Consider the following 11,598-nt stretch of genomic DNA (forward strand, 5'->3'; position numbering starts at 1 on the left):
GGACGCACGGCACGAGAAGAGGACGAGAGCGATGAGCCCCGCCGAAGACGATCCGCAGCGCATTCTGATCGTCGACGACGAGCCCGCCGTGCGCGAGGCCCTGCAGCGCAGCCTCGCCTTCGAGGGCTACGGCACCGAGGTGGCCGTCGACGGCCTCGACGCCCTCGCCAAGGCGGACTCGTACACCCCCGACCTCATCGTCCTCGACATCCAGATGCCCCGGATGGACGGCCTGACCGCCGCCCGGCGGCTCCGTTCCGCGGGCACCACCACCCCGATCCTGATGCTCACCGCCCGCGACACCGTCGGCGACCGGGTCACCGGTCTCGACGCGGGCGCCGACGACTACCTGGTCAAGCCCTTCGAGCTGGACGAGCTGTTCGCCCGCATCCGGGCCCTGCTGCGCCGCAGCTCGTACGCGGCCTCGGCGGGCGGCGCGGTCCCGGCCGACGACGAGCTGGCCTTCGCGGACCTGCGGATGAACCTCGCCACCCGCGAGGTCACCCGGGGCACCCGCCGGGTCGAGCTGACCCGTACCGAGTTCACCCTGCTGGAGATGTTCCTGGCCCACCCGCGCCAGGTGCTGACCCGCGAGCAGATCCTCAAGGCGGTGTGGGGCTTCGACTTCGAGCCGAGCTCCAACTCCCTGGACGTGTACGTGATGTACCTGCGCCGCAAGACGGAGGCGGGCGGCGAGCCGCGCCTCGTGCACACGGTGCGGGGTGTCGGCTACGCGCTCCGCTCCGGCGGCGGTGACGGATGACCGGCCCCCTGCGCCGGCTCCGCGCCCTGCCGCTGCGCTCCCGGCTCGCGCTGCTGGTGGCGACGGCGGTGGCGGTCGCGGTCGCGGCGGTCGCGGCGGGCTGCTGGTTCGCGACGAAGGCGCAGCTGGAGAGCCAGCTGGATTCCTCACTGCGCAATGTTCAGGTCAGCGACGACTACATGCAGCAGCTGTTCATCGCCTGCACCCGTCCCGACCGGGCGACCCCCCCGCCGATCGGGGGGTACACCGTGCAGCTCGTCACCGTGTCCGGGAGCACCTGCACCTCCGCCGGGGCCTCGCCGATCGACGTGACGGCCGCCGACATCGCCGTGGCCGCCGGTGTGCGGGACGACGTCCTGCACACGGCCAGCACGAAGAGCGGCACGAGGATGCGCGTACACACCTACGCGTACGAGACACACAACCCGGCGCCCGGCCTGGTCCCGGGAAGCTTCGCGGTCTCCGTCGCCCGCCCGATGAGCGAGATCACCGACCCGCTCTCCACCCTCGCCTGGATGCTCCTGTCCTTCTCCGGCATCGGCGTCATCGGCGCGGGCGCGGCCGGTCTCTGGGTCGCCCGCACCGGGCTGCGCCCCGTGGACGAGCTCACCGAGGCCGTCGAGCACGTCGCCCGCACCGAGGACCTCACCGTCCGCATCCCGGTCGACGGCGAGGACGAGATCGCCCGGCTCTCCCGCTCCTTCAACTCGATGACCGCGTCCCTGGCCAGCTCCCGCGACCGCCAGGCCCAGCTGATCGCGGACGCCGGCCACGAGCTGCGGACCCCGCTGACGTCGCTGCGCACCAACGTCGAACTCCTCGCCCGCAGCGACGACACCGGCCGCGCCATCCCGCCCGACGACCGCAAGGCCCTGATGAAGTCGGTCAAGGCCCAGATGACCGAGCTGGCCTCGCTCATCGGCGACCTCCAGGAACTGGCCCGCCCCGACGCCCCCGCCCCCGGCCCGCTCCAGGTCGTCGCGCTGCACGACATCGCGGACACCGCCCTGGAACGCGCCCGGCTGCGCGGCCCCGAGCTGACCCTCCGGGCCGACCTGACCCCCTGGTACGTACGGGCCGAGCCCGCCGCGCTGGAACGTGCGGTGGTCAACGTCCTGGACAACGCGGTCAAGTTCAGCCCGTCCCGCGGCACGATCGAGATCGCCCTGCGCGACGGCGAACTGACCGTGCGGGACCAGGGCCCCGGCATCCCCGCCGACGAACTCCCCCACGTCTTCGAACGCTTCTGGCGCTCCCCGTCCGCCCGCCAGCTCCCCGGCTCGGGCCTGGGCCTGTCGATCGTCGCCCGCACGGTCCAACAGTCCGGCGGCGAGATCACCCTGCGCCCGGCGGCGGAGGGTCCGGGCACGATCGCCTCGATCCGGCTCCCAGGGGCACCGACGCCACCGCCGGGGCTGTGAGCGCGGGGCGTGTCGAGGGGCCGCGCGGAGTCAGAGGCGGCGCCTGAACTCGGCGGCGAACTGCGGGGCGCCTCCCGCGTCCAGCCGGTCCAGCAGCCCGTGCAGGTCGCGAGGCTCCCGCCGGTAGGAGCCGGCCTGTGCGCGCAGCACGGAGTTCATCTCCACCGGGGCGAGATCGAGCATGTCCAACAGAAAGTCGTCGGGGCGCATCACCTCGATCTCGTACGGATCCGAAGCCTCGGCCGGGAAGTCCTTCACGTTCAGCGTGACGACGGCATGCGCCTGACCCCGGACCGCTGCCGCCAGCACATGACGGTCCTTGGGGTCGTTCGCCATGGCAGGTATGAGCGCCTCGTACCCCGACACAAGGCTGTCGGGAAATGTGCCCGCCATCGCTTCGACGATTCCCTTGGCCTTCAAGGCCCCGATACGCTCGCCGACATTCCTGGTCAGTTCGTCCAGGATGTCGGTGGACCAGAGCGGTTCATAGAGCTCGGCCTCGGCGAGTCTCAGCAATGTGTCCCTGAGGTAGTTCGGGAAGAGGACACAGGTGTCCAGGACGACGCGCTGCACATCGCTCCAGTCGGCTCGGGCGGATTCAGCTGATCAATTGTCGTAGAGACCGGCGTCCTCGGTCAGTCCGACCAGTTCGTCCAGTCCTCGGCGACGCTGCGAGCGCCTCTTCTCCTTGTAGTCGAGAACGTCGGCCAAGAGCACTCTGCGGTGCCTTCCCGGCCGCGAGAAGGGGATCCCGCCCTCATCGAGGATCTTGACGAACGTCGGCCGGCTGACTCCCAGGAGGTCGGCGGCCTCTTGCGTGGTCAGTGTGGTGTTCACCGGTGCGACCGTCACGGCCTTGCCCTCCGACAGGGCCCGCACCACCACCATCAGCGCCTCGTAGACCTCCGGGGGCAGCGTGCGCGTAGCGCCGTCGGGGCCGCGCAGCAGGGCCGGCTCCGCAGCTTGCGGGGTCCGGTCCAGGAAGGCGCAGAGCTCAGCGATCTCCGCGCGGTGCTCGGGCAGCAGAGTGCGGTCTTCAGTGGTGCCGTGCATGGCTCTGTCTCCTTTGAGAGTAGACCCAGCATCGCACAATTCGAAAGAAACGCAAGTGCCGCGCCGGTCAGGACTCGGGCCCCCGGGCCCGGACCCCCGGGTTGCGCCGGACCAGGGATTCGACCAGGCCCGACGGCGGCCCGGGGCCGCTCACCGGCCGACGGAGCGCCAGATGTGGTCCGGGACCGTCCGTGCGGCTTCTTCCATGTCGATGTCCCCGACGGAGAGCCAGCGGCGCACGATGCCCGTCACCGGGCCCAGGATCAGCGATTCCAGTACGGGCAGGGGGAGGTCGACGAGCTGCCCCGACGCCTGACGGTCGTGGAGCCAGGCCGCGATCGGGGCCAGCCGGGCTTCCTGGGCGCCCCGGACCCGATGGGCGTGCGCCGTGATCTCGCGGTCCGCGGTGACGGAGTGCATGAGCCGCGCCGCGTCCGGGTGGAGCTGGGCGAAGCGCAGGTAGGCCCGCACCACGGCGTGGACGCCGCAGCGGGCGTCGTCCGTCTGCTCCAGCGCCTTGCCCAGGTCGTCCAGCAGGCGGCTCAGCCAGGACTGCGCGAGCGCGAGCGCCACCCCTTGGAGGCTGCCGAAGTGGTGGTAGATGCTTCCCGCGCTGACCCCGCTGGCCGAGGTGATCGCGCCGAGCGTGAGCCCGGCTTCGCCCTCTGCCGCATAGATGTCGAGTGCACAGTCGAGCACCTGGGCGGCAGTGGCCTCACCACGTTGTTGCTTCGGGCTCATCGATGCCGTCCTCGTTCCCGGAACCGCAGGTCCCTCGTGGAGTGTCTCCGGGAACAGCGTAGTGAAGCTTCTGGAATTCTTTCCGGAAGTAGTTCCAATAGCTGCGTTTCGTACCTCAGACTGAACACCGAACACTGCTTCAAGTCGCAGCAGGACAACCGGATTTCGGATGACTGAGACGGTCCCACGGGCTGCGGCGCGGGACACGCGGGGGAGCGCTCGAACATGACCAGCGAGCACAACGACGATCACGAGAGCAGCGAGGACAACGTCGACGGTGGCATCAAGCCGCTGACCGCGAGCGACCCGGTCCGCATCGGGCCCTATCTGCTGCTCGGCAGGCTCGGCGCGGGCGGTATGGGCCGGGTCTACCTCGCCCGCGCCGAGAACGGCCGCACGGTCGCGGTCAAGGTGGTGCACGCGGAGCACGTCGCGGATCCCCAGTTCAGGGCCCGCTTCCGCCGCGAGGTCGACGCGGCGAGGCGGGTGGGCGAGCACTACACCGCGCCGGTGCTGGACGCGGCCCCCGACGAGGAGTACCCCTGGGTGGCCACCGGCTACGTACCCGGGCTCTCCCTCGAACAGGTCGTGCGGGGCCACGGCGCGCTCCCCACCGAGTCCGTGCTCGCTCTCGCCGACGGGCTGCTGCGGGCGCTCAAGGACATCCACGCGGCCGGCATCGTCCACCGCGACCTCAAGCCCTCGAACGTGATGCTCACGGTCGAGGGCCCCAAGGTCATCGACTTCGGCATCGCCCGTGCCGTCGAGACCTCGGTCGAATCCCTGCTCACCAGCACGGGGATGGTGATCGGGTCACCGGGCTTCATGTCCCCGGAGCAGATCCTCGGCGAGAGCGCGAGCCCGAAGAGCGATGTGTTCACGCTCGGGACCGTACTGACCTACGCGGCGACCGGCACGCTCCCGTTCGGCCACGGGGTGAGCAACCAGCACGCGGTGATGTACCACATAGTCGAGGCCGTCCCCGACCTCAAGAGGGTGCGCGACGAGGGCCTGCGCACCCTGATCAGCCGCCTCCTGACCAAGTCGGTCGACGAACGCCCGTCCGTGGACGAGCTGTTGGCGGACTCCGACCGTCACCGCCTGGCCCCACCGACGGCGTCGTGGCTGCCGGCGGGCGTGGTGGGTCACCTCGCACGGCAGTCGGCACAGCTCCTGGACGCGGAGGCGGCGCCGGTACGGCAGGAGCGGGTGGACCGCAGCACGGTCGGCCTCCGGCCGCCTGCGGGGCCCGCTCCCGAGGTCGTCCCCGAGGCGGTCCTCGTCGGCGGGACGACCGAGCCGAAGCGCAAGCGGGAGGAGCGGCGCCGGAAGTGGGCCGTGTCCGTCCCCGTGGTCGTCATCCTGGCCGGGGGCGGCGGCACGGTGGCCGTGCTCCAGCCGTTCAGCAGCGACAGCGGAAACCACGCGTCCGCGCCGTCCGCCGGCGCGACCGGCCCGGCCTCCCCCGCATCGCCGTCGTCATCGTCGCCGTCATCACCGGAGGGCACCCCCTCCAAGGGGAAGAAGAGCCCCGATGCCTCCGACGGTAGGGACAAAGAGGGCGATGACGGACAGGACGGCCAGGACGGCCAGGACGGAAGGGACGGCCAGAACGCCGAGGCCCCGGGCGGAGACTCGGGATCCTCCGGCGCGGGCGACACGACGTCCGCGGGCGGGACCTCGTCCGGCGGCTCGTCCGGTGGCGGCGGATCGTCGTCGGGAGGCGGCACCAGCACGTCGGGCGGCGGTTCGAGCGGCACCTCGGGATCCACCGGCGGCTCGGGCGACGGGACCTCGGTCCCCTCGAAGTTCGTGGGCAGCTGGAAGTACGGCGACATGTACAACTCCGGGCAGCCGAACACCATCACCATCTCCCGGACCGGTGTGGTGCATCTGTCCGACTACCTCTACAACCAGTGCCCGTACGAGGGAAAGGTGACCTCCACGACGAGCGGCGGCAGCCGGATCAACGTCGGCACGGCCAAGCTCGTCGGCCCCAGCGTCCCCTACTGCAACCCGAGCCTCAAACCGTCGTACTTCGTCGTCAACGGCAGCGGCATCAGGTTCTACGTGAATTCCGCAGGCGCCGGCTACTACTACAAGCGGGCCTGAGACCGGCGGCCGGGGAGGCCACGACCAGACCCATGGCGGGGCCCACGGCTGGGCCCCGCGACGGGGCCCAGCCTGCGCCGCTCAGACCCCCGGATTGTGCCGGATCAGCGACTCCACCAGGCCGGACCGGGTGGCGGGGAAGTCCAGCGGGACGATCCCGAGCCCGGTCCAGCCCGCCGCCTCCGAGCCGTCCAGGAACGACTGGACCTGCGGGTTGAGCCGGTCGGCGTTCCAGCACGGCGGCATCAGGGCGGCGGTGCTGACGTAGTTCATGTACAGCTTCCCGGGCTGCTGGGCGGCCTTGCGGAACTGGGCCTCGATCTTGGAGTACTTGGCGAACGGCTCCGCCATGTAGTCGTCCTGGATGTCGAAGAGTGCCGAGTCGGCGTACCGGACACCGGGCAGCCCGCCGTTGTCGGCCAGCAGCACGACCTTGCCGCGCGCCTGCCCCAGCGAGGGCAGCGCCGGGTCGATACGGAACAGCGGCCGCCAGCCCCGGTTGTCGAGGTAGTCGTCGAAGACCGCCCGGAACGTCGCGTCGCTCTCCTCCGAGTACTCCTGCTTGACCCGCATCAGCACGGTCTCGGTGGGGTGGGCCGCCAGGAAGTCCCAGCAGGCGCCCAGCACATCACCGAACATCAGGTTCTGGTACGAGGCGCCGTGATGGATCGCGAACGAGCCACCGGTGACCCGGCACCGCACGTCCAGGAAACGGATGCCGCTGCTCAACTGCTCGGCGATCGTGGTGTTCTGGCACTCGGTCCAGGGCCCGCCGTAGCGGGCGCCGGAGTCGTGCGAGCCGGGGATCGTGAGGCGCTGCAGTCCGGTGGCGTCGGGGACGGCGCCCATCCAGTCCTGGGTGCCGAGGACTTGGCGGTCGGCGGCACCTGCGGGTCCCGCGCCGATCAGGACGGTGGCGGTGGCGGCGAGTGCGCCGGCCAGGAAGTTCCGGCGAGTGGCGGTGTACGGGCTCATGCGGGACGTTCCTCCGTCTGCCGTGGGGGCCTGGGGCCTGGGGCCTGGGGCCCAGGGGGTCAGCCGTCAGATTATGACGGGTGCACGTCACTACAGGAACAGGGTGCACATCACTCCGGGAGCAGGGTGAACGCCACTGCAGGAGCAGGGTGAACGGCACACGTCACAGGGCCGCGGCCGAGCCGGTCAGCAGGTCCAGCCCCAGCGGGGTGCAGGAATGCCGGACCGCCTTGCCCTCGCGCTGCGTGACGATCAGGCGCGCGTCCCGGAGGGCCTTCGTGTGTTCGGAGGCCGACGACTTGCTGATGTCCAGCTCCCGGGCGATGTCCGTGGTGGTGAGCTGCTGGGTGAGCAGGCCGAGGGCGGCCGCCCGGGTACGGCCCAGCAGGGCGCTCAGGGGATCGCCGTCGTCGCGCGGGCCGAGCAGCGGCAGCGGGGTCAGGGCCGGGTAGATGAGGATGCTCGCGGCGTCCTCGTGCACGGCCACCAGGGGCGGACCGTCCCACACCAGGGACGGCAGCAGTACGAGGCCGTGTCCGGTCAGCTTGACCTCGCCGTGCTTCAGGCAGTCGAAGACCAGGGTCGTGCCCTGCCAGTGCCCACCGGGGACGAGGCCGGCCAGCGTGGCACGGATTCCGTGCTCCGCGAGAAAACGGGTGCGCCAGGCACGTTCGGCGTCGAATCCCGACCGGACCCGGCTCCAGGACGGGGCCACGAAGCTCGCGTACGCCGTCCGCACGGCCTGCTCCAGGTCCTGCCACGCCTCCTTGTCCCGGTCCGCCAGTCCGCGGATCCACGGGGTGACCCGACGGCTCGCCCGGCAGACCCGGCCCAGTTCCGCGCGGACCGTGTCGGTGGGAGCCGACAGAACCATGTCGAGCCCGTCCTCCAGCCCATGGCTCAGCGGGTCGAGGAACATCGGGCCCGTCGCCCCCGGCGACACCAGTTCCAGCAGTCGGCGCGCGTCCTGCGGAAACCCGGCACGCATCGATTGCTGCCACCGTCTGAACACCGGCGAGACGTCCCGCTGAACCATCCCCGTGACCAGTACCAGCTCCATCAGCGGCGCCGGACCGGTCGCGAACGTCACCCCCAGCAGATCCTCGGGCGTGAAACTCACACTCAGCATGCGTCCCCCTCGTGCCGGTCCCGGATTCCCGCGCGCCACTGTTCGGCCAGAACCGAAACCATCGCGGGCCCCCCGGCCCCGTCCCGACCATGGACACGCAACGCCTTCGAGGGTGGCCCCGGCAACCCCCGGGCGAAAGCCACTATCCGGCCCTGTGCGATCCGATCGCCCAGGGCCACCCGGACCTACGGGGGGATTTCCCGCAGCCGAGGCATGGCTACGGGAGCTGAGTGTCCGGCAGTACACCCGAACTCACGAGTCACAGGAGTCGCAGATGAACGTGTTACGAGCCATATCCCTGAAGCGGGCGTCCATGGTGGGCATCGCCGTTGCCGCGACCAGCGCCGCCACTCTCGCGCTCGCGCCGACAGCCGGTGCGTCGACGAACATCGACACCTGGTCGTCGTTCTGGCAGCCCTGCGGCACCTACATGTGCCTCTACTACAGCCCCAATCTCACCAACGCGAGCTGGACGCCCTCCGGGACGTCGGACTCGGACCTGTCGGGCAACAAGTTCGCCAACCACGGGACGGGCTCGGCGGGTGCCGGGCAGGTGGTGCGCAACAACGCCGCCTCCATGGGCAACAACACCACCAACTGTCGCGTCCGTGTCTTCTACTACACCGGCTTCACGGGTGACTCGAACTGGCTCAACGCCGGGCACGCGGGAAACCTGAACGGCAACCTGCGCAACAACGACGCCTCGATCCGGGTGGAGAACTGCACCTGAGCAGAACCCGCACGACCGCCCCGCCCGCACCCCAGGTGCGGGCGGGGCTTCCAGCCTCACCAGGACCCGAGAGAGCGGAGAGTCCAGACATGGCAGAACCACCCGTGCACGCGGAACGGAACGCCTTCCGGCGCCGTACGGCCTGGCTCACCGCCCTGTCCGCCGGTGCGCTGACCGCCACGCTTCTCGTCTCCGGGTGCGGCGGCGCACCGTCGCGGCCGCCCGCTGCCCCCGGGCCCGTGGCAACGCCGACCCCGGCCACCACCGCGAACCTCCGGCTGCCGCTGAACGCCTACCTCCCCACTCCCGAGGACCAAGCCACCGGCGAGTACCTCGTCTACCGCGTACAACAGCACTGCATGCGCGGCTTCGGATTCCGGTATCTGCCCCACCTGTCCAGCGACTACATCGCAACCACGGTCGCAACGTGGCGCGAGTACGAGTCGCGCCGGTACGGGATCAGCGACCGGGCCATCGCCGCCGAACGCGGGTACCACCTCGCCGAGGCCCCCGGTGGGACCCGTGCTCCGCAGATCGCGAACGCCCTGCCCCTGCCGGAGCGCGAGGCGTTGTCGGGCCGCACGGCGGACGGCCGGGCAACGTCAACACCCGTACGTGGCAAGCTGGTTCCGCGCGACGGATGCGCGGGACAGGCCGAACGAACCGTGCACGCGGACGGCGGGGAGGCGGCCCGACGCGGCAACGACCTCGTCGCCCGGCTGCGCCACGAGGCGTTCGAGCGCTCACGCCCGGACCCCCGGATCGCGGCGGTGAACCGGTCGTGGTCCTCCTGCATGCGGGGCAAGGGATTCACCTACCGCGATCCCGCCGCCGCTCTCGAAGACTCCCGCTGGGACCTGCGCGGCGCCCGGCCGAGCCGCGAGGAGATCGCCGTCGCCACGGCCGACATCTCCTGCAAGCTGCGGGTCAACCTGCTGGGCGTGAACTTCGCCGTCGAGGCGGAATACGAGAACGCGGCGATCCGCGACCACGCCCCCGAACTGGAGAAGGTCCGTACGCACAACGCCTCCGACACCGCACGGCTCCCCCGCCTGATGCAGAGGTACGACCGGGTCCCGCGCCCCTCGTGAAACGCTCGGGACCGACCCGATTCCGGCCATGTGCCGGAACACCTCGGCGATTTCGTCGGCCTCCATCGTGCGGTAGGTGACCCGCTCGCACCAGAACACGCGTGTCGCGGGCGTTACGGGTGGTTGCTCACTCACGGCCGCCTCCTGACGCCCCATCGGAGCCGCCCCGCGCCTGCGGTCGGCGTGACGAGCGGCAGGCGGCGGGACGATCCTTCGAAACTCTGGCCAACTGGCGCAGCACTGAACGGAGTTGCGTGCCACGAGCACGACCTCTGAGGGCCGGATCGACCGGGGCGCGCCTCGAAGCCAGCGCTTCGCGCGAGCTCGTATCAAGTGTTTGATATCTAACGAGTGAGATGAATATCCGCCACAGATGAGATGCAACAGCAGCGGGCGGCCCCACCTGCGCCGGTGGGAGCCGCCCGAAGCGAGAGCGTGTCAGCTCAGGCCAGATCGTCGAACTCGCCTTCCTTGGCGCCACCGAGGAAGGCGCGAAGCTTGGCACGGCTCGTACGGATGATCACGTCCGGATTGTCACTCTCGCGCATGAGGATCTCGCCGCCGAACTCGGCGAGCTCCAGGCAGTTGTCGCCGTCGGCGTCGGCCGACTTGGACGACTTTCGCCACTGAATTTCCATGATTCTCACGCCTTCACACTTGCTCTGCGACTTCCTTGATGAAGTCTCTCGAACTCTGCGGATCGAGCGATCGCCCTTCCGTCCGGTCGAGTACCGCCCGAAAGACCTGGAGCCGCGCCTCGGCGTCGACGAAACCGGAGCCCAACAGGGCATCGTCTGTACGGTGTCGAGCTGCGGAACCGGACCGTAGACATAGTGGGTCGAGCCGCCCGTGGGCGCTTCCCGAACCGCCGGTCTTCCGCACGCCGAATGAACGCGAGGGCGGGCGTGGGCTGTTGCTCGTGGAGCGGGTGGCGCACGCCTGGGGGATGACCGTGCTGGGCGGCGGCTTCCCGTACCGTAAGGCGGTCTGGTTCACCCTCGCCCGAGCCGGATCGGCGGACGACGGCGCGGTACCCACCGGCACCGGAGAGGACTGACCGATGGGCCTGTTCGACAAGCTGACCGGCACGAGGCGCCCCTCCGGCGGCGTGGCCCCGCTGCCCGCCCACGAGGTCCGGGCGGCGCTGCTCGCACTCGGCGGGCCGGAGGTGCCCTGGCTGGTGCGGGACGGTGCGGCGGAGGACGCCGACCTGGTGGCGGAGTGGCGGATCCGGGAACCCGCGTGGCAGACCTTCTTCCTGCGCACACAGGTGAGCGAACTCCGCCAGATCCGCCTGCGGTTGGTTCCCGACAAGCACGAGGTCCGCGCCGTGGACCGGATGTGGCAGGTCACCTGGGCGGGAGACACCCCTCGCCTGGCGCTCTCCGCCGAGGCGGCGCGCGGCCAGGTGAGCGTGAGCACGAAGAGCTGGACGCTCGGGCGCGGGGAGGACGGGGCGGACGGCCCGACGCAGACCTTCGGCGTCGACACCTCGGACCTGAAGGACCCCGTGCGCGACGCGGTGCTCGTGGCGGGGTGGATGTGGCGCGGGGTGACGTTCGGGAAGCTCTGACGGCCGCGTA

Annotated in this window: 13 protein-coding genes and 1 pseudogene; 7 read left to right on the forward strand and 7 right to left on the reverse strand. The window is 70.6% G+C overall.

Going from position 1 to position 11,598, the window contains the following annotated elements; translation table 11 throughout:
- Nucleotides 1-31 precede the first annotated feature (31 nt).
- The gene (locus ACFYY1_RS20675) at nt 32-763 is read left to right on the forward strand and encodes a response regulator transcription factor (RefSeq protein WP_388587424.1); all 732 of its coding nucleotides are present in this window, start codon (nt 32-34) and stop codon (nt 761-763) included.
- Nucleotides 760-2,184 (forward strand): sensor histidine kinase, encoded by a 1,425-nt coding sequence (locus ACFYY1_RS20680; RefSeq protein ID WP_388587426.1) that lies wholly within the window; start codon nt 760-762, stop codon nt 2,182-2,184. Before ACFYY1_RS20675 ends, ACFYY1_RS20680 begins: the two co-directional genes overlap by 4 nt.
- Nucleotides 2,185-2,214: 30 nt before the next feature.
- Here ACFYY1_RS20680 and ACFYY1_RS20685 read toward each other — a convergent pair whose 3' ends face one another.
- The 3 genes from ACFYY1_RS20685 to ACFYY1_RS20695 form a co-directional block, all read right to left on the reverse strand.
- Nucleotides 2,215-2,757, reverse strand: a complete 543-nt coding sequence (locus tag ACFYY1_RS20685; RefSeq protein ID WP_358941214.1) for a PIN domain-containing protein — start codon at nt 2,755-2,757, stop codon at nt 2,215-2,217.
- Between the two features lie 33 nt (nt 2,758-2,790).
- Nucleotides 2,791-3,237 carry a helix-turn-helix domain-containing protein gene (locus tag ACFYY1_RS20690; protein WP_388587428.1) on the reverse strand — a complete coding sequence of 149 codons (447 nt, stop codon included), beginning with the start codon at nt 3,235-3,237 and terminating at the stop codon, nt 2,791-2,793.
- Nucleotides 3,238-3,387: 150 nt separating this feature from the next.
- Nucleotides 3,388-3,978: a TetR/AcrR family transcriptional regulator gene (locus ACFYY1_RS20695; protein WP_388587430.1), complete on the reverse strand. Its 591-nt coding sequence runs from the start codon at nt 3,976-3,978 to the stop codon at nt 3,388-3,390.
- A 225-nt stretch (nt 3,979-4,203) separates the two neighbouring features.
- On the opposite strand from ACFYY1_RS20695, the gene ACFYY1_RS20700 reads away from it, so the two are divergent.
- Complete coding sequence (locus ACFYY1_RS20700) at nt 4,204-6,090, forward strand: serine/threonine protein kinase (protein ID WP_388587432.1); 1,887 nt, start codon at nt 4,204-4,206, stop codon at nt 6,088-6,090.
- A gap of 81 nt (nt 6,091-6,171) precedes the next feature.
- Here ACFYY1_RS20700 and ACFYY1_RS20705 read toward each other — a convergent pair whose 3' ends face one another.
- Nucleotides 6,172-7,065, reverse strand: a complete 894-nt coding sequence (locus ACFYY1_RS20705; RefSeq protein ID WP_388587435.1) for a phosphatidylinositol-specific phospholipase C — start codon at nt 7,063-7,065, stop codon at nt 6,172-6,174.
- A 163-nt stretch (nt 7,066-7,228) separates the two neighbouring features.
- Nucleotides 7,229-8,194, reverse strand: a complete 966-nt coding sequence (locus tag ACFYY1_RS20710) for a DUF5937 family protein (protein ID WP_388587437.1) — start codon at nt 8,192-8,194, stop codon at nt 7,229-7,231.
- A 274-nt stretch (nt 8,195-8,468) separates the two neighbouring features.
- Here ACFYY1_RS20710 and ACFYY1_RS20715 point away from each other — a divergent pair, with 274 nt between their 5' ends.
- Nucleotides 8,469-8,924 carry a hypothetical protein gene (locus ACFYY1_RS20715; protein ID WP_388587439.1) on the forward strand — a complete coding sequence of 152 codons (456 nt, stop codon included), beginning with the start codon at nt 8,469-8,471 and terminating at the stop codon, nt 8,922-8,924.
- An 89-nt stretch (nt 8,925-9,013) separates the two neighbouring features.
- Complete coding sequence (locus ACFYY1_RS20720) at nt 9,014-10,015, forward strand: hypothetical protein (RefSeq protein ID WP_388587442.1); 1,002 nt, start codon at nt 9,014-9,016, stop codon at nt 10,013-10,015.
- 443 nt (nt 10,016-10,458) lie between these two features.
- Here the strand turns inward: ACFYY1_RS20720 and ACFYY1_RS20725 are convergent, their stop codons facing one another.
- Together ACFYY1_RS20725 and ACFYY1_RS20730 are read right to left on the reverse strand one after the other, a co-directional pair.
- A complete protein-coding gene (locus ACFYY1_RS20725; RefSeq protein WP_376626787.1) occupies nt 10,459-10,653 on the reverse strand; it encodes a DUF397 domain-containing protein in 195 nt (64 codons plus the stop codon).
- Between the two features lie 13 nt (nt 10,654-10,666).
- A pseudogene (locus tag ACFYY1_RS20730) lies at nt 10,667-10,866 on the reverse strand (Scr1 family TA system antitoxin-like transcriptional regulator); the annotation flags it as partial.
- Nucleotides 10,867-10,934: 68 nt separating this feature from the next.
- Here ACFYY1_RS20730 and ACFYY1_RS20735 point away from each other — a divergent pair.
- On the forward strand, nt 10,935-11,072 hold the full coding sequence (locus ACFYY1_RS20735; protein WP_388587445.1) for a hypothetical protein: 138 nt from the start codon (nt 10,935-10,937) through the stop codon (nt 11,070-11,072).
- A gap of 3 nt (nt 11,073-11,075) precedes the next feature.
- Nucleotides 11,076-11,588 carry a hypothetical protein gene (locus ACFYY1_RS20740; RefSeq protein WP_388587447.1) on the forward strand — a complete coding sequence of 171 codons (513 nt, stop codon included), beginning with the start codon at nt 11,076-11,078 and terminating at the stop codon, nt 11,586-11,588.
- Nucleotides 11,589-11,598 lie beyond the last annotated feature (10 nt).

The sequence above is a fragment of the Streptomyces sp. NPDC001890 genome, assembly GCF_042891445.1.
Lineage (GTDB): Bacteria > Actinomycetota > Actinomycetes > Streptomycetales > Streptomycetaceae > Streptomyces.

Excerpts from the sequence above, each read along its gene's own strand:
- ACFYY1_RS20675 (WP_388587424.1), top strand. The coding sequence starts at position 32 with ATGAGCCCCGCCGAAGACGATCCGCAGCGCATTCTGATCGTCGACGAC.
- ACFYY1_RS20680 (WP_388587426.1), top strand. The coding sequence starts at position 760 with ATGACCGGCCCCCTGCGCCGGCTCCGCGCCCTGCCGCTGCGCTCCCGG.
- ACFYY1_RS20690 (WP_388587428.1), bottom strand. The coding sequence starts at position 3,237 with ATGCACGGCACCACTGAAGACCGCACTCTGCTGCCCGAGCACCGCGCG.
- ACFYY1_RS20695 (WP_388587430.1), bottom strand. The coding sequence starts at position 3,978 with ATGAGCCCGAAGCAACAACGTGGTGAGGCCACTGCCGCCCAGGTGCTC.
- ACFYY1_RS20700 (WP_388587432.1), top strand. The coding sequence starts at position 4,204 with ATGACCAGCGAGCACAACGACGATCACGAGAGCAGCGAGGACAACGTC.
- ACFYY1_RS20705 (WP_388587435.1), bottom strand. The coding sequence starts at position 7,065 with ATGAGCCCGTACACCGCCACTCGCCGGAACTTCCTGGCCGGCGCACTC.
- ACFYY1_RS20710 (WP_388587437.1), bottom strand. The coding sequence starts at position 8,194 with ATGCTGAGTGTGAGTTTCACGCCCGAGGATCTGCTGGGGGTGACGTTC.
- ACFYY1_RS20715 (WP_388587439.1), top strand. The coding sequence starts at position 8,469 with ATGAACGTGTTACGAGCCATATCCCTGAAGCGGGCGTCCATGGTGGGC.
- ACFYY1_RS20720 (WP_388587442.1), top strand. The coding sequence starts at position 9,014 with ATGGCAGAACCACCCGTGCACGCGGAACGGAACGCCTTCCGGCGCCGT.
- ACFYY1_RS20725 (WP_376626787.1), bottom strand. The coding sequence starts at position 10,653 with ATGGAAATTCAGTGGCGAAAGTCGTCCAAGTCGGCCGACGCCGACGGC.
- ACFYY1_RS20740 (WP_388587447.1), top strand. The coding sequence starts at position 11,076 with ATGGGCCTGTTCGACAAGCTGACCGGCACGAGGCGCCCCTCCGGCGGC.